This is a genomic window from Bacteroidia bacterium, from assembly GCA_033391075.1.
Lineage (GTDB): Bacteria > Bacteroidota > Bacteroidia > J057 > J057 > JAWPMV01.
In genome coordinates, this window is record JAWPMV010000001.1 from 7070559 (window position 1) to 7095349 (window position 24791).

Consider the following 24791-nt stretch of genomic DNA (forward strand, 5'->3'; position numbering starts at 1 on the left):
GTATCAAATCTTTTTATAGGTGATTTGTAATGGGAAGGGATCTTGTCTGAGAAAGCTTCCTGGCATTTGAAGTACTCCCAGGCGACCTCTTTGTCTTCCACCGCTGCTGCTGGATTTGAATAAACCAGTATCTCCTCCTGAGCTTGCGGTACTAGGATAAGTAAGCACACCTATGCCACCAAATAAAGAATCGCTAGGGGGAGAAGTTGGCCATGCATCCCATATGGAATCACAATAACAAGAGCACATGCTCAAAAGGCCTATACCTTTAAAAGAATCTTGATTTCCTTGCCCTGTTCCCTGTGTTTCGAATTCAAGAAAGTATTTGAATCCATTGGTGAGCTGTTCTATTCCAGTGATCTTAAATAAAATGGTATCATTGAAAACGGCCTGACCAAAAGCGCTAGCAGTGCTTAGGCAAATGGAGATCAGGCAAAGGCTGCATATATTGATTATTTTTTTCATTGAATTTTGCTTAAAAGTTGGAGATTATTCTCGAATGAGGACCTTGCGTGCATAGCGAATCTCTTGGTTCTCATAAATATTGAGGGTGTAAATTCCGGCAGGTAATTTCTTGTTGATGGAGAAATTACTTCCTCCAGGGATGTTTTTATCCACCAACATTCTTCCCTGCATATCGCTCAGCTTTACTGCATAATTCTTTCCTGCTTCTAGTGCGTCACAGGAAATGGGTGAATATGCGCGATAAGGATTACTCATGTTGCAGCTGAATTGAGGAAGTTTTGGGCGAATGGAAGTAGCTGTTTCTTCAGACCAGAAATGCTGACAACGTTTACTGTTTGTACTATTTTCCCAGGCTGATCCATTCCAGATTTGCTCTCCGGCTTCTTCTATGAGGTTGAAATTGGCATCGTAACGGGCCAATGTGCGGAGCTCTTTCACCCAGGCTGAAGAATTTGCATCCCAGCTCTGTCTGACATCGAGTCGATTTCCTCCATCATTTTCAAAGCCTTGACGATAGCTGTTTACCCAGGCATTATTTACCCAATCCTGTCGATTCCAGCTGATCCAAATTCCCTTGCGGGTATAATCATAGGATTCGCGGCTTTCATCCTTCCAGGAATTTGCCTGGCTATCCCAGCTTTGTAAGAGCATTTCGGACCAGTATCCTCGATTGTCATAGCTGTATTGTTCTCGAAGAACTCTTTCGAAGCCATTGCTTGTTTTTTCCTCATACAGATAACCGTCCCAGCTAAAGCCCTGACTCCCGTAAATGGCCGACTCACGACTCAAGGTGTCCCAGGCATTTCCATTCCAGCTTTGCTCATAGATTTGGGTAAAGAAACCTAGATCATTATAGCTAATCTCTTTGCGGGCAGTATCTAGCCAGGCATTGTTTTCCCATTTGGCTGTACGTACTTCCCCAATATTCCCGTCCTGATCCAGAATCCTTTCTTCTTTCATCAGGTTTGTCCATTGCCCACTCATGTCCACTTCCCGGATGGTAAAACTCATTTGTATTCCATCCGAATCATAGGCCGTGAGTTCTTCATAATCATCCTGCCAGGAACTGCTGGCAACATTCCATTTCTGAAAGAGATAGGAAGTGATTTGGCCATTGGTATAGCTAAATACTTTTCGGCTAAAGTTCTCATAGATAGGGCCCGGTCTTTCTTGCTTAAATACAACCTCAGAGATTTGACCTTCCATGTTGTAGGAATAATAGGCCTTGAACTCCGAGCCGAATTGCTGACCTCCTGCGATTCCTACTCCACATAGGGAAGAATCGAGCCGGAATGAGCCTAAATCTCCATTCGGATCAAATGCATTTCTCAGGTACACTCCGGACCAGAAATAAGGCGGAGTTTGTCCATTGGGGGCGAAATTACCACTGCGTAGTAAGTTCAGGCGAAAGGAAGGGCTTTGTCGGTCTGCAAATTCTTCGCCCTGCGCAAAAGTAGCAGGGATCAGAATAAGAAAAGACAAGATTGCGATCCAACCTATTCGCCACATGCTAGTCATAAGGTTTGGCTGTTTCATAAAGACAGAATTATGCGATGAATTGATAGAATAAGTATACAATTTTTCTTTAGTAGCCTGACAAGTGAAAAATGTAATGTTGACATAGGTCTTTTATTTGGGGTCTTATAGAATAGCAGCTTTAGAAAACACAATATGTTAGTTAGGACTTTCGGGAGTGCGGTTGAAGGAATTCATGCCTCCCAGATCACGATAGAAGTTAATGTTGCTCCAGGGCAGTTCGGCTTGGTCATTGTCGGTTTACCTGACAATGCGGTTAAGGAATCCTGGGCTCGGATTCTGACTGCTTTCCGGAACAATGATCTCATTTTCCCCAGAAGTAAAGTGGTTGTGAATATGGCGCCTGCGGATATTCGGAAGGTAGGTTCGGCTTATGACCTGCCGATTGCACTTGGGGTTTTGGCGGGAGATGGGCAAATCCGTTCAGATATGATCGGGGATTATGTGATTATGGGAGAAATGTCGCTAGATGGGAGTTTGCAAAGCCTTAGAGGGGCGCTTCCCATGGCGATTGAGGCTCGAAAAGCAGGTTTCAAAGGAATCATTCTTCCCACCCAAAATGCAAGCGAAGCAGCTATTGTAAATAAACTGGAGGTGATCGGGGTTGAGAGTTTTGTGGAGGCTGCACAGTTTTTGAATGAGGAAATAGCCATTGAACCTACGCAAAGAGATACACGGGAAATCTTTTTTCAGCAACAGAGATCTTTTGAGCATGACTTTGCAGATGTAAAAGGGCAGGAAAATGTAAAGCGTGCACTCGAAATTGCGGCAGCCGGAGGACATAATGTGATTATGATCGGGCCTCCCGGTGCAGGTAAAACCATGCTTGCCAAAAGATTGCCGAGTATTTTGCCTCCTTTGAGTCTGGAAGAAGCTTTGGAGACCACCAAAATCCATTCTGTAGTAGGGCTATTGTCAGAAAAGGCTGCTTTGGTTGCTGAGCGTCCTTTTCGAAGTCCGCATCATACCATCAGTGATGTGGCATTGGTTGGGGGAGGAGGGAATCCGCAGCCGGGTGAAATCAGTCTGGCCCATAATGGCGTTTTGTTTTTGGATGAATTGCCGGAGTTTAAGCGATCAGTTTTGGAGGTTTTGAGGCAGCCGCTGGAGGAACGAAAGATTACGGTATCCCGAGCAAAAAGCACCGTAGATTTTCCCTGTTCATTCCTTCTTATCAGTTCCGCTAATCCTTGGGGGTGTGTTGCCATTCTGTCATCAATTCAGAGGAATTGAGAAAAAATGGGGTGGTAGCCGGAGAATAGAGGAGGATTATCTCTATTTCACCTTCCGGGTCAATCACAATGGAATCGGTTACCGTTTCTACAAATGATCGTTTCTCTTCAAATGACATCTGGGGCCATTGGTCATAAAACAGCTTCGCGTCAGCGAATACCTGATCGCTTGATTCCAGCTGGACTTTTAGAGCGGTAATCTCTCCTTCCAATAAAGATATCTGAGTTTTGATTTGTTCAGCTTGTTCATAGACGGGTTGATAGTGTTCTTGGAAGGCGTTTTCCGGGATGTGGTTGTTCACCCGTAGGTCAATGATGGTGTCGAGTTTCTGTTTGAGCGTCTTGTATTCTTTCTGAAGAAGGTTGAGTTGGTCTTCTCGTTCGGTGATCATCTCAATGGCTTTACTGAGCCAAACTTGGATTTGTTCATCCGTTACCAGGAAGGATTCCAGGTGATGATGGAAGATGTCTTCTAGGTCTTCTTCTCTGATCTTGTTTCTACACTGGTAGCAGATGTACTTGGGTGAATTTGATGGTACATACATCTTGTGGCCACAACTACACTGGACAATACTGGTGAAGAGATGAGTTCCCTTTTTGGTTCGTGGTTTACGGCTAGCAGTTTGCTCATCCATGATGGCATTGACCTTGTCCCACAGTTCTTCTGAGACAATGGCTGGTGAGTCAACGATTATCCACTCTTTAGGATCTTTGAGATCCCATTGTAAACCTTTACCCCTACTTTTGGTGTAGTTCATTCTCCGTTTACCTTTGGCTACCGGATCACGCAATAATCTATCGACTGAGCTATCAGAGAACTTTCTTCCCTTCCGCGTACGATAGCCTTGTTCGTTGAGCAGTCTGGCAACGGTCTTTTTGCGTTTGTGCTCAGCGTACAACTCAAACATGAGTTTTCTCACCGGAGCTTCGTTATCATCAATAACGAGTTTCTTATCAACATACTTGTAGCCATAAGGCGCTTGTCCGCCGGTCGTTTTACCAAGTTGTGCTCTGATCGGAACTGAAGCCGCGACCCTGGCTGAGATTTCTTCACGTTCCCATTGAGCCATGGCTGCAATGATAGTGTAGAACAAACGGCCGGCAGGACTGGAGGTATCAATCTTTTCTTGGAGCGATACCAGATAAGCATTATAGGATTCAAAGTGCTCAGAGAATGTGAGGAGTTCAGAGGTATTCCTGGCTAATCGAGCCAATTTAGAGAAGATAAGATGGGTAATGCGACCATGAGCGACATCCGCCAGCATTCTTTTCGCCTCAGGATGATCACTGACTGATTTACCACTGACACCTTCTAAGTGATAGACCGTGGTAATCTCCCATCCATTAGCTTTGGCATAGGCTCTTGCACGTTCTTCATGGTGTTCAGGGCTTTCTCCTTTGGCTTGTTCTTCGGTGGATACACGTATCCATATACCAACGCGGGCTGATTCCTTGTTCATATATTTTAATATTCCTTGATGAGAAATTTAGGATCAACCTTGAGGACTTCGGATAAGGTTCGTACCATACTTAAATTCAGTTTGCGTTTGCCGTCTAGGATGTCAGTTACTCGACCCCGATGACCATTAAAGGCTAGCTTAGCCAGATCAGCTCGGCTGAGTCCCATCTGTTCCATCCGGTATGTGATCATCTCAATTGGGTTGGCTTCAGTCAGTGGATACTGCTTGCGTTCATACTCTGAAACCAAAAGCGTTAGGATGTCGAGTTCGTAGTATTCCGGGGTGCCTTCTTCGGCATCCCAAATCTCTTCGATACGCTTGGAGGCTTTATCGACATCAGCATCAGTTAATATAGGGTGAATGACGATTTCCATATCTACACAGTATTAGGATCAATTTTGTCATAGTCAGCATGGGTACCCACAAAGCGCACATACAATCGGCCACCGTTGTAGTGAATAACTACCACCAAGCGATAACTTCCTCCGCCCAGGCGAAAGACCGCTCGATTGTTAGGTAGTATGCTGGCTGATGGGTACATGGCGCGTAAGTCATTGGGTGTTGTCCAGTTTGCTTGTCGGACTTCCTTTATCCATTCGGTAAAGGTTGGTTCAGCATTGGGATGGGATCGAAAGAAATCCCGAATCCGTTTTTCGGTAATGATTCTCATGTATACGGAAGGGTTTAAGTTTTGTTCCCATATTGGGCACATTTAATACAAAACACTCCACCGGGACTGGTATCCAGGTGGAGTGAGATTAGGACTGGTATTCGGCTAACATGCCTTGAGCACGCAGAACCGTCTTGAGCTTTTGAATAGTGGTGCCTCTGATTTGACCTTCAGGGCCATCGTACTGATCAATGACCTGCCGGTTGGTATGTCCAGCCAGGATGAGATCAACCGCTTCTTTCCATTTGGCCAGAAATTGAGCATCGGAGAGAGACATAGCGCTATCCTCCTGACTGCCCTGATAGAAACCGATGGGCATGCCGTGCGTGTGGCCATTTGAGGCATAGCTAGGGGTAGCGCTACCCCTAACGCCACCTGATTGGGTCGCCAAGGCACGATCCACGTAATGCTGGACAATGAAGCAGATCAAAAAGGCAATCGGATAAGCAAACCAGACCAGTCGGATATGGCTCCGTCGCTTGACCGCTACTTCCTCTTCAAAGCGTCCCTGATCAGATTGATGCTCTGCCATAGCTGAGTTCATCAACGTGGTTTGTTGCTGTCTAAGCGCAGAAATATCTGCCGTAAGCGATTGTTGGTACTTACGACCATCTGCCGTGAGATACCCCTTCCAGCAGTAGCCTTTGATACCACAGGAGGTCAGTTGAGTAAGGATGGTTTCCCTTTCCTTGATAGACGCTTGAAGCTTATCAAAGACATGTTCACTGCGGTTCTCCGTAATAGCTTCGGTGGTGATGACGGCCACGTAATCTACCCCCTTGAGATTGGCGTAGATGTCCAGACACAGAAAGCCAATGAGTACTAGGACAACTGCAATAAACATTGGCTCATGGCCTTTGGTCTTGTGATCACGACCAGCAATGTAGTCGAGGATGGTTCCTGTCAGGGATGACATGAGGAGATAGACAGTGATCGCAATTGCGGAAGTGGTAATGATCGGGAGGGCTGATGAACTCCACGGCGTGAATCGTTCCAGAAGCACGCGATAGAAGTTAATCGACATGAAGGCGTTGTAGGCCAGGATCAGTATGGCCATGATAATTCCTGAGCAAAAGACCCAGAAATATCTCCGAATAGTGAGAGAGTTTTTCAGTTTTCCGGTGAAGGCCAGGAAGATGACTTGGAATTGATCAAACATGGGCCACCTCCTTTCTCGTTAAGACGGGAACCTCTGCCTTGCAGAGGCTATCCCAAATGGTTAGCTTTGTCATTGACTTCGGTCATTAAGGCCCCAGTTGTAACGTTTAGCCGACGAGCACTGGGGTCATTAATTTTACAAATCTGTTGTTGTCTCCTCGATAAAGCGGTCAAAGTCTTCCTTTTTGATTACAATCCGACCTTGTTTTTTCTTAGCTGGTAATTTCTTGCCCGCTAATCCTCGCCGTATCCAGGTGTAAATAGTTCTCACGCTAACTCCGGCCATTTTTGCTACTTCATTGGGAGTTAGCTCTGTCATACTAATTAATTAGTCTTACATACTATGAATCATTTGAATCATTTGAATAAAGGTAGTCATTTTGTTGCTGGTGTCCAAAGTCATCATTCAATTTCCCCAACCAATTACCTTTCTTCACCCACATATTCATTCTCTTTTTCTTTTATATATTTTCTTTATATAGCATTCCCTTTTTCCCACTTTTTACGGAAGAAAGTACGCAGAAATGTTTACCGAATGACACAATACTTGTTTCCTTTTTTCACAATCTGGACTGAATGTGTTGAAGATTTTCCCACTAATCCAAAAAAAAGTTTGTGGTGATATTTCCGTTGATTTGGTGTCATGAGAGGATTCCCCTTCTCGTCAGTAACTGTGATAATATTACGGTTAATTAAGCCAGTAATGGCCTGAGAAATGGCTTTGCGTGAGAGACCAGTCAGTTGACTTAATCTCACCTGTGAGAGCCAGACTCGTTTCCGTCTTTGTTTATTTTTTTTATCTATGAGATACCCCAGAGTTTGGCGAACTACAACCAGGAGAACTTTGAGTTCCCCTGGCTTGAGGTCGCGTAGGTACACATCAAATACCTCATTTGGTACGGGAGTAGTGTAGCGCATACGCTGATTATGTAATTAAGCTGATAAGGTTTAGTCAATGACGAGAAGATCGTCGCTGGTATCATTTTGTTCTGGAAGAACAATGAAATCCGTATTGGGAAGGAAGAAAAGCTTGAGATACTTTCCCCCATTATCCGTTACCTTAATTTCACCAATTTTGAACCAACGGGTTTTATCTTCGCCGTTATGACGGTATTCTTTTTTGGAAAAGACTTGATAGAACTTCATGGTTTTGTGAGCACACCCTATAGTTGATAGCGTATTAATTAGTTAGTAATTTCAGCACGCTGAAAAATGGCAAAGAGTCTCATCAGAGAAGCAACCTCTTCCCGTGCCGTAGTTTCGTCAAGGTTCTCATTAAAATCTTCACTCATAATCCGTATATATTCCTCAATGGTTTCATCGGATGGAGTCATCGTAATGAAAATTAGTGTAGTAATCTGCTTGGCCAAGCATGATTTGAGTATGAGAGTTGGAAGCCTTCCAAGACATGGTTTACCCACAAGTAAAAAGCCCTTATCAGGCAAGGGCTTTGATTGTATTCCCCAATTACTCCGTACTTTCAGACTCTTCCCTTTTTCCTACTCCACGTTCTGATTAGCTCAAGTCCTCCCGCAGCCGTACCGTTACACCCGAAATAGGAATGACATATCCATCTTCATCCAATTCAAGTAAACGACTAAACGAATACTTAGTCTTTGCAAAGAATTTGAAACGTTTATCCAAAGTAATATAGCGGTAGGTGCTACGGAAGTCAGATATAGGAGCAAAACCATCTTTAGCCAGGGCATACCAGAGCTTGCCGGATTTCGTCCTTCTGCTCATCACTAATGGCTCATTGTATTGCTCATTTAAGAAGACATACATATGATCCTGGTCTGATGGCTCAATTTCAATAACACTAATACTTTTGTTCCAGAACATGAGGTTATTTTTTGGCTTAGGTGGCACTAGGGTAAATCTCAGATGAGCATCAAGTTCGAGTTGGTCATAACCCCACCAGTGCATGATTTCTGTCTCAGAGCTTTCTGAATCAGGTTTAGGTGGAGCCACCTCAAAACCATCGAGAGTTAATTCTTCCTTTAGCGCCATGGTAATGAGATGTTCAAAGAATGGTAGTTGGTATTCTCCTTTACGCCAAAGATCATATTCATACTTGAATTGCTTGCGAAAGACGTCAGTCAATTGATCTTGTAATTTACCAGAGTTGGTGGTTCGTGAACCCAGGGTATACGCCAAGTGCTTACCTTGTCTGAAGGTGAGGGTTTTGAAAAACTTCTCCAGTAATCGGTTAGTGAATGCATAACCAAAGACACTTTTCCTTCCATTAAGACGTCCAGCTTTGTAGTCTCGGCAATAGGTAGTCAGTGTCTTTCTAAGTTTTCTTTTCTCAACATCTATGAGGCAATGAAAAAATCCAGGTGCTCGCAAAGCATTCTGGATTGAGATGGGTAGTGGTTTTTTGATCAGAATAAATTCTCCATTTCCCTCCTTATTTATGTGATCAGCAAAAGGGCCAGAGATAATGGTATAGACATCTTCAGGAGAAAAATCGGTTGGTACCTCATGGAGATTCCATCTGGTATCAAAGTCTCCGTGAGCGTAAAAGAGCGGATCAAGAATAACCTTTTTGATAGTGATGCCAATGTCAGTCAAGTTGAGCAAACAGATGAAGGTGCGGTAGGCTTCCCATGAATGAGTGATAACCGTATGCGGATACTTAATGGGATAGATGAGATCCGATAAAGGAATGCTCTGCTTGGGATTTTGGCGTAAAAGATGATACGCAATCAGGAGTTTTCTACCCGACCAGAATGGATTTATGGTGCTGTTAAGGATGGCAACCATAAGTTTCAACCAAGACTTTAAGTATATCCCACAATCCCCAAAAAGATCATTGCAAACTGGGAATAGTGACGGTATAACGTGACAGCGTATCGTTATGTGATATGCTTAATTATGAGCACAACCCGATAGCACTTCAAGCATATGCAAACATATGAAAGTGTACGGTATTTCCTCTATGCCAGGAAATCCAGCGATTCAGAAGATCGCCAAATGGCTTCTATCCCCGATCAAATTGAAGTCATGACCCAACTTGCCAAACAACGTGGCATTACTATTACTGACATCATAACCGAATCAAAATCAGCCAAGCAGCCAGGACGTCCTGCGTTTAATGACATGATGAACCGGATTAAGTGCGGTGAAGCTGATGGCCTTTTGTGTTGGAAACTTAATCGACTAGCTCGTAATCCTATTGACGCAGGTGAAGTAAGTTGGCTCCTTCAACGAAGCGTCATTAAGCATATCCAAACTCATGGCCAGGATTACAAACCTACGGATAACGTCCTGATGATGCAGGTCGAGTTTGGGATTGCCAATGAATATGTCAAGAACCTTAGCGCTGACGTTATTCGGGGGTTATCTATGAAAGCGAAGCGAGGCTGGTACCCTAACAACAAAGTTGCTTTGGGATATATCCATAATGCGGGGTATAAGTTGGGAGAACCAGAAATTATCCCTGATCCGAAAAAATATGACCTGGTCAAACATTTGTGGGAACTCATGCTCTCCGGTCAGTGGAGTATTCGTGAACTACAAAAAGAAGCCTATCGGATTGGATTGGTTAACTCAATGGGTAAACCACTTAGTAAAAGTGTCTTTTACCGGATGTTTAATAGCCAGTTTTATGCCGGGTATTTTGACTGGAATCATGGTGAAGAAGGGGTGATTCGCCATAAGGGGAAACATAAGCGTATGATTACCCTGGAAGAGTATGAGCGTGTTCAGATTCTGCTCGGCAAACGTGGTAATCGCATTCGTGGCTCACAGAAGTATGAATTTCGGTACAGAGGACCGTTTAGCTGTGGTGAGTGTGGTGGACATATTACTGCTGAACACAAATTTCAGGTCATTTGTACCCGGTGTAAGAAGAAATTCTCTGCCAAGACTGAATCAAACTGCCCTGTATGTCAGACTAATATTTCTGAGATGATAAATCCCAGTGTAGTGGATAAAACATACTATCGCTGCACCAAAAACGTGGGTCCATGTTCTCAGCCCTGTATAGAAGAAAAGGACCTTGAAGAAAAGATAACTAAAGAACTCAGAAAAATCTCTATCCCTAAGCGGGTTGCCGTTCTCATACAGAAATCGATTGAAAACGTAAAAGGTTCACCAAACCTAAAAATCAAGGAAACCCTTCATCAGAAGCATACCCAGGATAAAAAGAGCCTAGCCAATCTCATCAAGATGAGAATCGAAGGAGAGATTGACCAACGAACCTTCCTTCAGTATAAGGCTGATCTGGAAGTATCACTGATAAAAACTGAAGATAGCCTTCAGTCTGAAGATAAAAAGCAAGCATGGAAAGGTAAGGTGTTTCGCGATCTCTCTATAGCTTCCAATATCCCTAATGATCTATCAAAATTGAATAATTCGGAGGTAAAGTCAGTAATTTCTGAAGTTGCTTCGAACCTAGTGATTGTAGACCGAAAACCCTTATTTTACTTCAAAAAACCGTATTTAGTGTTCCGAGAACTGTATGAGAAGAATAGGGCCAAAATTGATAGCTTCGAACCTAAAAAAGCCCTTGAAAAACAAGGGCTTTCAGGGATGAAGTACTGCTACTTTCCCATAGGGCGGGCTGAACGGGACATTCTTCGAACCCTATACTTAGATTCAAATGATATAAACCCCTTAACTTAATTATTACGCTTAACCAGTTACTTTTATACACTAGATACACTTATGACTGATATGACCTAGCCCCCAACTCTGATCTTGAATAAGTGCTTAAAATGGGCTATCATTCCTCATTTCTTGAAGTTCAGGGTCTCGTCGCCACCATAAAAACTCTGAAGGCCTTCCATCCTTAACTTCAATCTCTGTGCTTTGATACTTTTTCTTATGCCGTTTTGTGCTGGTGCAAAGTACAACGCACTGTTTAGCTCTTGTAATTCCTACGAAATGTAAGGAACCGTCTTGCTGTAGGCGAATAAATTCCGTAGTCCAGGGATTAGTAGATTTATCTACAACTTTTTTTGCAGGAAGACCCCATTCATACAGATCCAAGTGAAAGACGATCTCAAACTCAAGCCCCTTTGATTTATGGAGGGTCATAATATTCACCTGATCCTTCTTAGCGGACATATATCTTTCCAATTCTGGATCGTCATTCAGGCTAACCTTTAGTATTTCTATGGCTTCAAGGGGATCTTCATGTGGTAAAAGTTGCTCGCCAACCTCTTTAAAAAGGTCAATATGATTGAGCAGATTTTCACCACCATCAAATTTTTCCTTAAGATCCTTAATAAGTTTATCTGCCTTATGGGCTCTTACCGGCTGATGATCCCGCCAGATAAACTCTTCAATTGTTCCATACCGAGACACTTGACCGGATACAAGATGCTCCAGTATGCGATTGAATAATCCGGCTGGAGCATCTGCTCTTTCCGAAAGAGGAGTTTTCCTTGAAACCTTGAATTTGATTTCCAGCCCTGAAGCCAAAACATCAAATTTGATGTTTTGATGCACCAACACTGCTACTTGGTTTCTGTCTTGCACACCGAACTTTCCCATGTATTGCGGTATTGCGTCATTGAGCCATTTGGCAATATCGACTTCAGATCCTGTTACCTGTTTTTCAAAAACTCGGATATCAGCATCTTCTTTCGGATGCTCTCCACGCAAGTCCTGACCAGTAAAAAAATACCACGCGTAGTTATTGATTGATCTATGACACCTATGATTTAGCGATAGGTTGAATCCAGCGAAATCATCATGTTCATTAAGTTCCTTAATACATTCGGGCAGACTGAAAATTGCTTGCTTAATATCGCCAACAGCGATTGCCTTGATTCCTAGTTGATGAAGTTCAAGGAACAGTTCATGTTGATCACGCTTTGAATCCTGATATTCATCCACAAAAATGTGGGAGTATCGAGCTTTGATGTAGTTTCTACAAGCGGCTGAACTTTTGAAGACATGGAGGGCCAAGAATCCAATAGACTCAAGTACAAGAACACCTTCTTGGTACAGACCTTTAAACGCCTCAACGTGTCCCTCTAATATGTCTTCATCTTTCTGGATTTCCGGTAGTGCATTTAATTTCTCTTTCCATTCGTCACCTAAGGCCTTCCTTTCAACTATTTCAAACTCATTTGCGGGAGGGCCGAAAATCATTTTTCCAAAAGGGATAATGATTTCAGAAATGAAGAATTTATGAATAGTCCCGAAGAATGAACCCTTCTTATCAAGGCCGTCCCCAATACAACGGTGTTGTAGTTCTGCGCTAGCTTTGTTAGTGTATGATATGGCGATTACCCCCATATAATGAGGAAGATCCTTGAGGATGCCGCGGATTTTCTCTGAAATCGTATAGGTTTTACCGCTCCCAGGGGCCGCCACGACAACACAACTGCTGTCATGGTTGATTACGTTGGATTGTTCATCGGTTGGTGTCTTTTTCTTCATTGCGCTTCAACAATTTCCTTACAACGCTTTAATGGCTCTACAACTTTTTCGGTTTCAAGCGCGTTTAACTCCCCAGATTTTGCGCTGAGGAACCCAAACATATTTACACCCTTCTTGGCTGACATCAGCTTAACGTATTGATCATCAGTTTTACCTGTACCATAATGATTTTCAATAGCTTGTTTCAGTGGCGAATTAACTAAATCTGATTCCAGGTCTTTGTTTGCCAGATAGAAGTCAATTTTACAAAAGGCATCCCTAAAACCATTTATTGCGGTTTCCACTGTAGGATCATCCGGGTTATCAATGTCATTAACAGTCTGGAAAGCAGAATCAATTTGGTTCTTGATTTCCTCAACTTCTACACCATTGGCATTGTAAATATTTTTTCCAACAGAAATACCCCTTGCGTACTGATTCCCATTATTCTTTTTAATTACATCTAGATCTGTTCTAATCACCCAAGGTATATTTAACGAATTGAATAGCTTTATGTATGCCTCGAATCCAATTCCTTCAACGCTCAGCACGCTGATATTATAGAAATCTAAGTCAATCCCTATTTGGCTACCTAATGCCTTGTAAAACATAACTTCAGAAACACCCTCAACCAGTAATACAGCACTACAAAAGAAGGCTTCTGCTGGAAGGATATTCATCCGGTGGGCAAAATCAATGACTGCACCTCCGATATTTTGACCACACCCATCACTCGCAGCCTTTGTATCGGGTTTATTGTTGTATAGCTTTACAATCGAGTCAGGAGAAAACTCACTTGCTATTTGAGGAGAATGGCTTGAGATGAAAAGTTGACTCGAAGTATTGTTAACGAAATAACTGGCAAGCTTCCTCTGTTGGTGAGGGTGAAGGTGGGCTTCGGGTTCTTCTATACAGTAAATGGTTACCTCTTTATCAAAGTCCTCCTGGATCTTATTCTTCGTAGCCCACAAAGCAAAGTAGATCTGATTATTTCTACCAGCCCCTCCAATCGATAATTGGTTATCATTAACCGAGTTGGCCAACTTAATATTCTCAATGAAGTCCTTTGCCTCAGCTTCAACCACCTCGAATACTACTTTATTCCCATGATGGTGGTAAGCGAGCTTCTCCAATTCAGTGTTGAGATGGTCAGTTGAATTTTGAATGTAGGAGAGTTCTTTTACCAAGCTATTTATTTCTCCTAGCTTATTTTTAAGCTCAGCTTGTTTGGTGTCGTCGGCATCGACTACCGCCTGATCGGTCCGTAAAGTCTTTGCATCTTCTAAGAGGTTTTTCTTTTCTCGGCGAATGTAATCGAATAGATCCCGGTTACTATCAATGTACCTCAAGTTAAGAACACGTAGATAATCAGGACGACTGATCGGAGTGAAATTAGTACCATCAGGAGACGCGCTGATTCGAAATGGTTCGTCATTGTTGCCCCGGAATCCTTCATATCTCAGAAATACTTCGTGAGTATCGCTACAATACTTACCTAACTTTGCTACAAGGCAGTCTTCCGTAACATCAATTAGTTTTAGTGTTATCTCGATGGCGTCTGTTTGCTCATGCACGTAAAAGTCAGAATCATCAGGTTTGAGATCTTGATAGGATAATCCAGGATCAAGCAACAAGCGAAATGCCCGAATAAAGTTTGTTTTTCCAATATCATTTGGACCTATGATCAGGGCCTGTTGTGCAAGGTTAATAGTTGCATCCTTAAAATTGCGGAAGCCTTTAATGGTAATTTTTGAAATCTTCATAGGCACGACTACACTCGGTGTTGACTCTTTTGAGAAAAAGGAAATTAATTTCTTATAAGGTATAATTCGGCTCAATAAAGAAAAGGTTCGATCCACCCACCTATACCTAGCTCTAATCGAAACAAAATATTCACATATTGATCTGAAACTGGGCTTCATCTTAAGGTATACTGAAAAGCAAGTGAAGCGTTCGGCGACTAAACGAGGATTCTGAAGATTCCTCGTTCTTTTCATTTGTCAGAAAGCTGATCTCCATTTTTTCACCAAAAATTTATCGTCATGAGACAGCAAAGACAAGCTGGCCAGAAGACTGGTCAGACCGTAGACGTGTATCAGTTTATTACTGATCAGATTGTGAAAGCCTTGGAACAAGGACGGATTCCCTGGAGAAAGACCTGGCAAGGGGTAGGTTATGCCAGAAACTACGTTACCAAGCATATCTATACCGGTATTAACGCCATTCTGACTAATCTTAGTCCGTATGAAGTCCCCTACTTTATCACCCTCAAACAAGCCAATGCTTTGGGCGGTAAAGTCAGACGTGAAGCCAAGAGTCTTCCGATAGTGTACTGGAAGATTTCCTACAAGGACCAGGAAGGCAATATTGTGGTAGATGAAGATAGGTTTGGTCAGGACGATCTGACCAAGCTCTTCTTTGCCCGGTATTATCGGGTCTTCAATATCTCAGATATTGAAGGGATAGACTTTCAGTTACCAGAGACTCCTCATACTCACGATCAGCTTGATCAGTGTGAACGGATCATTGCCAGCATCCCTAATCCACCTACAATCAGATTCGGTGGTAGCGAGCCCTACTATGCTCCACCCATTGATACCGTGCAGATGCCGGTACTCAATCAATTTGAGAGTCCTGAAGCCTACTATGCGACCTTCTTTCATGAGCTGGTACACAGTACTGGGCATGTATCGAGGCTGATGCGCGAAGAAGTGATGGGAACAGTGAAATTTGGTTCACTGATCTACTCCCAGGAAGAGCTGACGGCTGAGATCGGAGCGGCCTTTCTCTGTCGGGTGGTTGGGATTGATAATCCCGCCACCTTCACCAACTCTACCGCCTACATCCAAGGCTGGTTGAGCAAGCTCAAAGATGACAAGAAGTTCATCTTTCAGGCGGCGAGTAAGGCGAAGCGAGCTGTAGAATACATTTTGCCATAAACCTCACATACCCTGGATTCTTGAGTCCAGGGTTTTCTTTGTGTGAACTGAAGATATTGAAGTCCGGGAATTTCCTCTTAACTTTTCTTGCAGCATGAAGGACTTGAAACAACACTGACATTATGAACTGGGAAGAATATGAAGACGTAACCAAATACATCTACGAGACCCTAGGCCATAAAAAGGGAGTTAAGATCGTTGGGCATGGGAAAGATTGTAAAGTAAAAGGCACATCAGGCGTTTTCCATCAAATAGATGTGCTGATCAGTTACAATGATGGAGATAATGACTACTTGATAGCCATAGAATGTAAACACTGGAAAAAAACGGTAAACAAAGACGTCGTTATGAAATTGGTCTGTGTTATTGAAGACGCCAGAATCCATAAGGGTGTAGTCGTTTCTCAAAAGGGTTTTACCAAGGATGCAAGGTTGTTTGCTAAGTATAAAAACATAGACCTGACGGTGCTCAGCGAGCTAGATGAAAAGGATCAAAAGAAAGAGGCGCAAGAACCGAGCTTTGAAATCGGGACGCTCATCGTTATGAACAAGGTTGAACGAAGTCGCCCCGAGATATTGAGTATAACGTTTGATCCACGAAAACCAGAGCTCTCATCTCTACCACCACATCTTTTAATCTTAAGGCAAAAAGATGGCAAAGACACCCCACTTAATCATTACATCGCGACTTTTAAAAAGCAGCTGCATAAGTTAGAGGCGGAGAAAATACTTCAGGAGTATTATGATCTCAAAGAGGGTCATTTGATTAATAAAGCAACCAAAGAGATAGTGCCAATTAGAGGCTTCACCTTGAAAGGCAAACTAACCGTAAAGAACATAAGTGGAAACCGGCAGATAGACATTGTGGATGAAGTTTGGATGAAAATGAAAGTACTGTTTGAAGGCAAATCTTATACTATTTCTAAGACGGGTATGATTAAAGAAGATAGGAAGTAGGGTAGCCTAATTTTTAATGATACCAATTCTAATCTGCCTATTCTTTATCCTCCATTTGTGAATATTTTTCATAGACCGATATAAAATCATTCTATTTATAGTCCCGGTAAAAATATTTTTTCATTAATAATATATTTTATACATTTGGACAAAATATAGACAAAATGAATAAGATACGTTTCAGTGCCATCCTTTTAATAGCTTTATTGCCTTCATCTATATTGTATATCTCAGGGTGTGCTCCAACTTCTCAAAAAATAAGTACACAAACTCTTTTAGTTGAAAGAAATAGCTTGACAATGAGCGCGTTAGAGGGTGATTGCGATGATATTAACGCGGATGTGTGGAAAGAAGATTTGAATTCATTCCTTGATAGCTACAGAAGAGATATAGTTCAATTTCAAAATCAGGCAAAGAAAAAGAAGAATAACTCAAATATACTGACGATCATTGGGACTGCCATAGGATTAACTGGCGGAGTCGTCGGAATTGCAGACTCAGATAGCGAAGCCAAGGTAGCTGAAATTACAAGCCTAACGACAGCCGCTCTTACATCAACTGTGGGGATTGTTGATAGTGGAGTTAAATCTGAAAAACTTAGTGATTGTGCTCAAGAGATAAAAACGGCATTAGACGAGTTTGTAGCAAAATGGCCAATTACTGCAGTACCACGAAATTGTAAGGAGGCTGATGAATATAAAGAAGATAGAGTTAATTTAGCTAAGAGGATTACTGAGGCGAATGATTGTACAACCCCTAGTGCCCAGAAGGTTTTTTCATCTCAGTAAAATTCTCTAAAACTCTTTTTGAGGATTAGTCTTGCCTGGTTGAGCATAGCCAACCCTTTGGCTATGCTGTTAACCTACTGTGAGCATTAGTTAAAAATAGGTGTAATAGCCCCCATTTCTGGTGGGGGCTATTATTGTACTAAAAACCTGGACTACTACATCCAGGCTTTCAAGTGGGGTGGTTATCAGATGTATTAATCTGTAACTAGCTCAAGTGTTCTACGCTTGAGCGCCATAGTAATCCGCAAAGCAATATATTGCTCAATAGACTCTTTCTGTATAACGACTGCATCTTCACCTTCAGGTATATTCAAATTAACTTTATCTTCTGAATTTAGAATATGTCCCTGGACATAATAATCTCCAGCACTATTTTGTGAGATAGGTGAAATAAAATTAGTGTCTTCACAAGTTGGGTAAGTAGTTTTGCACACCATATGAATCCGGTTGGCGATATATCGCTCCATGAATCCTTTCGGGACAACTACAGCATCTTCGCCCTCAGGTATGTCTAGAGCTAGTTTGACTTTTGTGTCCAAAATAAAACCCTGGATGAGATAATCTTCCAGGTCATTTTGGTAAATCGTAGGGCATGAAGAATCTTCGCAGCCCAACGTCGCATGAATAATTTTAACTTTCATCTGTTTGATCTTTTCTTGTTGTTTTTACTTTATGTTGAATTATCTCTTCAATAAATGCTTGGAAGTCTGTTGAGTGAACTTGCTTAACTTCTTCCCAACGCTCTAGAATTGACTCATTGGTGAATAATCGATAAATATCTTTTTTATCTCGCTCCCATAACTCACCCTCGATATGTCCTTTCTTGTGTAGATAATAGTTCTCGAAGGCTTTATTAATCCGAAAAGTATTGATTGATCGCATCAAGTAGTCATCTTTTGGGATACCTTTTTCCTCAGCAAGCAGAGTGAGAATACGCGGATTATCAAGCATAGCTTGGCGATCACGTTGAAAACCTTCAAATTTTCTCACCAGAAAATCAGCTAAGCGTAGCTTTGTATTTCGTCTCAATTCTACTAACCCCAAGACAATAGGGATTATCAGTAGTATTATTTCAATGTTGATCCCGAGTAATTCCATAAAATCACTCTAATTATTCCATACCGCAAAGAACTCGACTAACTTTCCTGTGAATATAGTTAAATCAATTTTTTGCGACAAATATGTCGTATTTTTAATTTTATATTTCCCTCATCTTGCCCTGCATGGGCCCTCAGGATGAAATACAGCTATTTTTAGATACTTTTGGGAAAAGAGTGAAGGAGCTAAGAAACCAAAAAGGGCTAACGCAACATGATTTGGCAGACCGCTCTTATATGGATATTAGGCAGATTCAACGAATAGAAGCTGGAGATATTAATACGTCGATTTGGAATGCACATCTAATTGCAGAAGGTCTGGAGGTACCCATAGATAAGCTATTCCTAAATAAGCTAGAGGATAGCCAAAGTACCCCTCCTCAATCAGACTGAAACCTGGTAGAAATTTCTAATGGAGTTTACTAGATCTATTACCCTTACAGAAATTCGTTCTTTCTTTTTGTCTGAAGAACTGATATCACATCTACTTCAAATCATTTGTAATGAAACAGTCTCAAGACATGTATCAGTTAGTAAATGCTGACATTTAATTTCTTTGCCCATTTCAATGAATAGGTAAAAAGCCTCCCTCCTTTTTAGGTAAATATTTCCCAGTCACAATCTGTTGTAGAAACTCCTTGTGATAAGAAGATTATAGGAGATCTTTGATTTAGGTAAGATCGTGGGCCCTTCGGATAGAGGAGTTGATCGAATGATTTCAGCAATGAAGAATAACCTTATTTGGATTAATACTCTTGGACTACACATTTTTTTAATTTCTTTCACTTAGTTATATAGAAAAAGCCGACCCCTAAAGGTCGACTTTTGATTTCCCTTGATGAGCTAGTCATCTAAAAGAATTTAATGCTCGACTACAAACTTCATATGATGACGATCTTTATCATTACTCAATACGATGAGATATATTCCTTCGGGAAATGATTGTGTATCAATTGAGAATGATTCTGCCCCGCTATGATTAGAGATCTGACTCTTCTGGGACACTAATTGTCCAACCATGTTGTATACACTCACTACTGTTCGGCGTTTATTCTCCTGAGTGTAGTGAATATTAATTTGATCATGAGCAGGATTAGGAAATATATTAAGAAGAGAAAACTCATTGTATTTCCAGTAGACCTCAACTTTGGGGGTATAGTTAAAGTTTCCATCTTGATCGGTTCCTCTTCCACGATATATTGCATAGTTAGTGCCTACCGCTGCATCATAGTGTATAAAAGTAACTGGATATGCAATGCCAATGTCTGGTGAAATAGTCTTTTGTTCTATCTCTTTCCAGATGATTCCGTCTCTAGAGTATTCCAATGTTACTTCTTCATTGTCTTGGTCGAATACGCCTACCAATTCGACTTCAGCATCCGTAGTATTAATAGCATTTGCGGTGATGGAGAGCCAGGAGACGGGAAAAGTTGTTGAGTTAACAGTAAAAGAATCAATAGATGAGCAACCAACTTGGTCGCTGACAGAAACGATATATATTCCGTTTGTTAGACTATCAAGATCTTCAGTGGTTTCCCCATTACTCCAATCATAGATAAATGGCGCATAACCACCATTGACGATTAAATCAATCTCGCCATCAGCGCTACCAGCTCCAGTGTTTGGAATCGTTATCGCGCTCAATCCAATATCTGATACAACTGTAATAAATACCGCGGTATCCTCTACCCCACAAGCATCAGAGGCTGTGAGCATCAAGGTATACGTTCCCGGTGTTGAGTACGTTGGATAAATCCCAGGAAAGCTGGTAGTCGTTACATTACCTTGTCCATCATCCCAAATATATGGGCTGCTAGACGGCGTATTGGTAAAGACGGTATCCATCAGACCAACACAACGTATCAGAGGCAGCGAAAACTCCGGTACCGGACGCGGCGTCACCTTGACCACTATCGTGGTATCAAAGGTCGCCGCTTCACAACCATTGTTATCACTGACCAGCAATGACACATCATAGGTACCTGGATCAGTGTAGGTATGCGTAGCACTGGCTGTGGTAGCAAAGGTACCATCATTCCAGTCCCACAGATAGTCAATCCCTGCCACACTCGAAGCCGCAACCGACAATGTTGTACCAAGGCACAATTCACTATCAGATACATTGGTCAGACTGACCTGGCTAGCCGCGGATGGATTGACGTTAATACTATGGGTAATTACTGTTCCCGCACTATTACACTGTCCGCCATTGATCGTCACGGTTACCGTATACGTTCCGGCTGTAGCGTAGGTATGCTGACGCGAGATGGCATTGCCACTCGATAGCACAGTCCCATCGCCAAAGTCCCAGACGGTATTGGTCGGCGTATTGACGAGATAATCACTGCTCACTGCCAGATCTACCGGCGCTCCCACACAGGTTGTGGTCGGGGCCAAGGTAAAGACAGTTGCACTGGTCGGCGTGTAGGTAGGATCAACGACCCATTCTACAAAGCCATCATTGTCAACCTCGTCTATTTCGACTTCATCATTGTTGGGATCAAGCGCCAGACGCATAAAGTAAATGTCACCTGGCACAAAATTGCATGGTACCGCAAAGGGCACACTCGATGCATTGGGCGGAGGTGATTGTCCCACAGCTAGCGGAGCAAATTTCTTGGTACCGACCAATTGCTGGGTACCAGCGACGGTCGGCTGTGTTCCAAGATAAATACTCACTACCAGACTATCAGACGCATCCGCAATCCCATTGTTGATCGCCGTAAAGGTAATCCCAAAGGATTCACCCGGCTCGATCACTCCTGGACCAGCTCCCGAGGTACCTGCTCCTACCGCAGTAAGGGCATAGTTAGCTCGGGTTGGACTCGAGACAATGTTGTAATTGACTGCCGCACCGTTATTCCAATCATCCGGAGCTTCAGGGATCACATCTTCGTGATCGACCATCAGCCAGAGCTTGCCTTGATTGGCGGCTCCATTGGCGCCTGGTATCACACCATACGTCGCCAGCTGAGCTTGCGTCGGTAGGGTAAAATTGAGCGTACTGGATTGGCTAGAGCCGGTGGTCATGTTGGACAGTTGCGTGGTCGCAACCAACAAGTCACTGGTCGAATCAGGCGTCGAACTATTGATTGAGTAATATACTCTCACATTAGGATCAACGGCCATCATTTTCCTCGTGCTTGTTACTGGCTTGCCTCCCCCGGTATTACCTTGGAAGTTTGAACCAGCGCCATAATCAACGGTAAAATCCATGGCCACGGCTTCGCCTGGTGTGTATGAGCTCTTGTCGAGCGACACATCAGACACAAACAAATCCCCTTCCGGAGATGTCTGGCTTGTCACCGTTACCACTTCAATCACAGTCGAAGCCGCCTGAGTAATCACGGACCAATTGTTGGTCTCGTTACTCTCGGTGACTTGTCCCGAGGCATCAGTCGATACGTGGACCACATAGGATCCCACTGGCAGATTAAAGGCGGTCATGTCTACTCCCGTAAAGGCATAATTGTAATTGCCTGAAGGAGCTAGACCTGGTACCTGAACGTGCCATACGCGGATCGCCTGATCGCGAGGAAAGACACCCGGCGTCGTAAACGTACTGGGTACGAACCACACATCGGTGTAATGGGCTCCGGCTGCACCGGTAGCGCCATTGACATCCAGTATGGTCAGACCATTGGCTGTACTGGCACTGGGCAACGTCGTCACTGTGAGTGCCCCTACTGACGTCAGGTCAGGTAGTGGACCTGGTGCAACTGTTGTCTGTGCGGTCACACTAATCACCACATCGGCATTGGCATTGTCCCAAGCACGCACCCAGATTTTGTCTCCGGCATTGGCTGCCAGAGTCGCTGTCGAGGTATTGCCCGCATTGGTAAAATTGCATGATTGCAACGTCAGTGCATTAGCATTGGGACCAGTATAGATCGCCATTCGTAGATCATTGCTGGGTGTATTGCCTACTTCCGCCGCCGTAATGGTATACGTCTCGGTCGTAGCGACATCACCCACAAACCATACGTCCTTGGCATTGGCCTGACACGCAGGTCGCGCTGGAGCGGTGGTAACGGTAGCACAGGTAATCCCGGCTATGCCCGCTACATTGCTCGTAGCTGTTCCTGGTGTAAATGAGGCCGCCGTGGCTGGCTCATCATGAGGATTACCACTGGCGCAGGTTGCAATCGTTCCACCCACAACATTGACGAGCTGTGAGCTGGTCTTTTGACATCCGGTCGCATCAGTCGCGGTGACATAGTATCTGGTTGTTACGGATGGGCTAACGGTCTGGTTGGCACCAGTAGCCGTGTTGTTGCCCAGCCATTCCCACTGATACGTGATTGGCGCATTACCACCCACTACTCCAGCATCAATTGTGGTGCTGTTACCAGACTGTATTGTCCTGGTACTACCAGGAAAGAGTGTCATGGTATTGGGGTTGAGGGTAATGGTTACCGATTCTTCGTCACAGTTGGTGTTATCGGCTGATACTTTGTAGGTTGCCGAGCTACCGCTAGAGGGCAAATCTACCGTTTGCGGGCTCGGACACCCTGCACACCAGACCGCTCCGTTCGCATCTTTCCAGTCATAACTGGCAGCGCCCGTCGCGGTCAGCACAATCTGCCCACCGGGACATGACGTCAACGAACTCGCCGACAAGGTCACAGGCGCACCCGCTCCCCCACCGGAGGTGTTGGTTGCAGTACAGGTTGCATTGGGTGACCAATAGTAGCGCAGCGTATAGGGCTGAGCCGAAGTCGATCCACCAAAGTTTCCCGTCTCTACTACCTGAATGATCAAGCCATTACATGTAGCCAAAGCTGCATCAAGACAATAGTCTATCAGCTTGCCACCACTCGTCTGACGTGAGGACAAAACATTGCCATTGAGATCAGTAACCACTACATCAAGATCTGGCTCGCCAAGTAATTTGACGGTCAGCTTTCCATCGGTAGTCGCACCATAGAGGTCAATGTAATAGAAATCCTTATCACCATTCGTCCAGTCAACGTAAGCACGCAGTTCATTAATCCCAGAATTCGCAGTACCAACAGCAGGATGAGTAATATTGGCCTGATGACCTGCCATCTCTACTGCAGCAGCAGATTCGTTGGGTTCGAACATTACATCTGTATATTCCAACAACGGTCGATAAGCTCTAATTGACTCACGTACTCTAGTTACCTGTCCATTGGTGAACATACTCAAACAATTATCACTAGCATAGGACATGTAGTTCATAGCCATTGCTGGATAAATTTTTGGAAGAGGAAAACCCACCGATGACAGTGGCCATGGCTCACTAGAGTTAGCACAATTGTAGCCATCTGAAATAGACTTCCCCCCTAACCAACCTTCTGGTGTTGTATCATCAACATGATCACTATTTTGAAGACCATTCTTACCAAAGGTATGTAACAGTCCCAACCAATGTCCTACCTCATGAGTTGGAGTTGAAGTGAGCTGTAACACTGATTGATAATTAATGACCACACCATCCAGAGATGAGTTGGTTGAGCCACACCAAGGGAATTCAGCGTAACCACCGATGGACGGGTAATCATTGATATCAGGATCAATCTGACAACCTCTTAAATCACAAACCCAAATATTGAGCAATTGATCAGGCTCAACAACATCACTACCGCCTGTGGTAGACGATTTAACATTATCTGCACTAGGATTCACACAACCAGCTGTACCATCGGGGGCACGGTAGATCTGAGTGGAAGGGACTGTCATTACACCTCCTCCACCTGGAAATGAAGAGACTGCCGCCATCACGAATTCAATATTCATGTTGCCATTTAATGCAGCGTTTTTTTGAGAGGTGTAATATGGCGTCGTTATAATATCAGTGGGATCAATATCATTGTATTGTTGGTTCATTTTAGCCAACAAATCTTGACATTTGACCACCCAATTATTGGCAGCAATATCACCCGGAGGTAGCACCACATGAAAAGCTACCGGTATGGTAATCTTTTGTGATCCAGGTATTGCTATCGCAGCGATTGACGAGGGTGGATTAATTCCACATCCCGTCTGCGCAGATGAAGTATTGATATCAAGACAGAAACCAACCAATACCATGAATAACCATAAAGTTACTTTCTTCATAAGACCAAATATTTTCTTTTATATGAGAGAACAA

The 24791-nt window shown here is 43.3% G+C and carries 21 protein-coding genes and 1 pseudogene; 6 read left to right on the top strand and 16 right to left on the bottom strand.

Annotation, left to right across the window (positions count from 1 at the left end):
* Positions 1 to 3: 3 nt before the first annotated feature.
* The gene (locus R8P61_28160; protein ID MDW3650985.1) at positions 4 to 465 is read right to left on the bottom strand and encodes a hypothetical protein; all 462 of its coding nucleotides are present in this window, start codon (positions 463 to 465) and stop codon (positions 4 to 6) included.
* 24 nt (positions 466 to 489) lie between these two features.
* Complete coding sequence (locus tag R8P61_28165) at positions 490 to 2001, bottom strand: T9SS type A sorting domain-containing protein (GenBank protein MDW3650986.1); 1512 nt, start codon at positions 1999 to 2001, stop codon at positions 490 to 492.
* Between the two features lie 135 nt (positions 2002 to 2136).
* Here R8P61_28165 and R8P61_28170 point away from each other — a divergent pair.
* A pseudogene (locus R8P61_28170) lies at positions 2137 to 3192 on the top strand (YifB family Mg chelatase-like AAA ATPase).
* On the opposite strand, the gene R8P61_28175 reads toward R8P61_28170, so the two are convergent.
* From R8P61_28175 to R8P61_28215, 9 genes are all read right to left on the bottom strand, one after another.
* Complete coding sequence (locus R8P61_28175) at positions 3185 to 4693, bottom strand: recombinase family protein (protein ID MDW3650987.1); 1509 nt, start codon at positions 4691 to 4693, stop codon at positions 3185 to 3187. The pseudogene R8P61_28170 and the gene R8P61_28175 overlap by 8 nt on opposite strands.
* A 5-nt stretch (positions 4694 to 4698) precedes the next feature.
* Positions 4699 to 5067 carry a hypothetical protein gene (locus R8P61_28180; protein MDW3650988.1) on the bottom strand — a complete coding sequence of 123 codons (369 nt, stop codon included), beginning with the start codon at positions 5065 to 5067 and terminating at the stop codon, positions 4699 to 4701.
* Positions 5068 to 5069: 2 nt separating this feature from the next.
* Entirely contained in the window at positions 5070 to 5363 is a 294-nt protein-coding gene (locus tag R8P61_28185; protein MDW3650989.1) for a type II toxin-antitoxin system HigB family toxin, read from the bottom strand.
* Between the two features lie 88 nt (positions 5364 to 5451).
* A complete protein-coding gene (locus R8P61_28190; protein MDW3650990.1) occupies positions 5452 to 6522 on the bottom strand; it encodes a hypothetical protein in 1071 nt (356 codons plus the stop codon).
* Positions 6523 to 6657: 135 nt separating this feature from the next.
* Positions 6658 to 6840, bottom strand: coding sequence for a helix-turn-helix domain-containing protein (locus R8P61_28195; protein ID MDW3650991.1), 183 nt, complete (start codon positions 6838 to 6840; stop codon positions 6658 to 6660).
* 209 nt (positions 6841 to 7049) lie between these two features.
* Positions 7050 to 7439, bottom strand: a complete 390-nt coding sequence (locus tag R8P61_28200; protein ID MDW3650992.1) for a replication protein — start codon at positions 7437 to 7439, stop codon at positions 7050 to 7052.
* A gap of 30 nt (positions 7440 to 7469) precedes the next feature.
* Positions 7470 to 7667: a hypothetical protein gene (locus R8P61_28205; GenBank protein ID MDW3650993.1), complete on the bottom strand. Its 198-nt coding sequence runs from the start codon at positions 7665 to 7667 to the stop codon at positions 7470 to 7472.
* 38 nt (positions 7668 to 7705) lie between these two features.
* The gene (locus R8P61_28210) at positions 7706 to 7855 is read right to left on the bottom strand and encodes a hypothetical protein (GenBank protein MDW3650994.1); all 150 of its coding nucleotides are present in this window, start codon (positions 7853 to 7855) and stop codon (positions 7706 to 7708) included.
* Positions 7856 to 8036: 181 nt separating this feature from the next.
* On the bottom strand, positions 8037 to 9287 hold the full coding sequence (locus tag R8P61_28215) for a hypothetical protein (protein ID MDW3650995.1): 1251 nt from the start codon (positions 9285 to 9287) through the stop codon (positions 8037 to 8039).
* 141 nt (positions 9288 to 9428) lie between these two features.
* Between R8P61_28215 and R8P61_28220 the strand changes: the two genes are divergently transcribed.
* Positions 9429 to 11150, top strand: a complete 1722-nt coding sequence (locus R8P61_28220) for a recombinase family protein (protein MDW3650996.1) — start codon at positions 9429 to 9431, stop codon at positions 11148 to 11150.
* 87 nt (positions 11151 to 11237) lie between these two features.
* Here the strand turns inward: R8P61_28220 and R8P61_28225 are convergent, their stop codons facing one another.
* Positions 11238 to 12917, bottom strand: a complete 1680-nt coding sequence (locus R8P61_28225) for an ATP-dependent helicase (GenBank protein MDW3650997.1) — start codon at positions 12915 to 12917, stop codon at positions 11238 to 11240.
* Positions 12914 to 14659, bottom strand: coding sequence for an AAA family ATPase (locus R8P61_28230; GenBank protein MDW3650998.1), 1746 nt, complete (start codon positions 14657 to 14659; stop codon positions 12914 to 12916). Before R8P61_28230 ends, R8P61_28225 begins: the two co-directional genes overlap by 4 nt.
* 279 nt (positions 14660 to 14938) lie before the next feature.
* On the opposite strand from R8P61_28230, the gene R8P61_28235 reads away from it, so the two are divergent.
* From R8P61_28235 to R8P61_28245, 3 genes are all read left to right on the top strand, one after another.
* Positions 14939 to 15835, top strand: a complete 897-nt coding sequence (locus R8P61_28235) for a zincin-like metallopeptidase domain-containing protein (GenBank protein MDW3650999.1) — start codon at positions 14939 to 14941, stop codon at positions 15833 to 15835.
* 122 nt (positions 15836 to 15957) lie between these two features.
* A complete protein-coding gene (locus R8P61_28240; protein ID MDW3651000.1) occupies positions 15958 to 16791 on the top strand; it encodes a restriction endonuclease in 834 nt (277 codons plus the stop codon).
* 164 nt (positions 16792 to 16955) lie between these two features.
* Entirely contained in the window at positions 16956 to 17579 is a 624-nt protein-coding gene (locus R8P61_28245; GenBank protein ID MDW3651001.1) for a hypothetical protein, read from the top strand.
* A gap of 194 nt (positions 17580 to 17773) precedes the next feature.
* Here the strand turns inward: R8P61_28245 and R8P61_28250 are convergent, their stop codons facing one another.
* Entirely contained in the window at positions 17774 to 18220 is a 447-nt protein-coding gene (locus R8P61_28250; GenBank protein MDW3651002.1) for a hypothetical protein, read from the bottom strand.
* Positions 18210 to 18677, bottom strand: a complete 468-nt coding sequence (locus tag R8P61_28255; GenBank protein ID MDW3651003.1) for a hypothetical protein — start codon at positions 18675 to 18677, stop codon at positions 18210 to 18212. Before R8P61_28255 ends, R8P61_28250 begins: the two co-directional genes overlap by 11 nt.
* Before the next feature lie 125 nt (positions 18678 to 18802).
* Here R8P61_28255 and R8P61_28260 point away from each other — a divergent pair, with 125 nt between their 5' ends.
* Positions 18803 to 19069, top strand: coding sequence for a helix-turn-helix transcriptional regulator (locus R8P61_28260; protein MDW3651004.1), 267 nt, complete (start codon positions 18803 to 18805; stop codon positions 19067 to 19069).
* A gap of 468 nt (positions 19070 to 19537) precedes the next feature.
* On the opposite strand, the gene R8P61_28265 is transcribed toward R8P61_28260, so the two are convergent.
* On the bottom strand, positions 19538 to 24757 hold the full coding sequence (locus R8P61_28265; protein MDW3651005.1) for a PKD domain-containing protein: 5220 nt from the start codon (positions 24755 to 24757) through the stop codon (positions 19538 to 19540).
* Positions 24758 to 24791 lie beyond the last annotated feature (34 nt).